Genomic DNA, 634 nt, shown 5'->3' with positions numbered 1-634 from the left:
GCTATTAGTTAGTAACCGCTGTAACAAAAACGTCATATAAACATAATATTTCAGTGGGCATTCAACGTCAGTTAATCTAGGGGGTAAGGTATGCCTAAGCGACCTTTATATTCAAAGCTATTGCACTCGCTGTCCATTCGCGCGCAGTTAATATTAATAACCACGCTCTTGCTGTGTGGGATAGCATGCTATGCGCTCTACGAGCAATATAGCTTTGCTAAGCTCGACCAATTACAGCAAGCCAGTCTCGAAAATCAAAATAGTGAAATTGATCTGCTCACTTTAAGACGCCACGAGAAAGACTTCCTTGCACGACAAGATCTAAAGTACGTAGACAGATTCGACAAAACCATCACAATCTTAAAAGAAAGAATTGTGCGTATCCAAAGCTTACTAAATGGGCAAGCTAGTCGCATTCAAGGGTCTGTAACATTAACTCTAGATACGCTCTCTTTGTATCAGTCTCAATTCAACCAACTCGCTAAGAAACTTCAAGATCAAGGTAGTAAAAGTGAAACCGGATTAACCCTTGAAGTCATTAGCGCACGTACACAGCTTGCAGAAGAGATTAACCTGCTCGGCGATTTCGAACTACAGGCAGCTTATACCCTACTACTTAACCAAAGCACCCGAT

General features: G+C 41.5%; 1 pseudogene. It reads left to right on the top strand.

The features are described from left to right. Positions 1-90 precede the first annotated feature (90 nt). Positions 91-634 (top strand): annotated as a pseudogene (locus tag L4C33_RS22715) (methyl-accepting chemotaxis protein); the annotation flags it as partial.

The organism is Vibrio makurazakiensis (assembly GCF_050337375.1).
GTDB lineage: Bacteria > Pseudomonadota > Gammaproteobacteria > Enterobacterales > Vibrionaceae > Vibrio > Vibrio makurazakiensis.
Note: the sequence above shows the minus strand (reverse complement) of the source record. Positions and strands in the feature narration are given on the sequence as shown.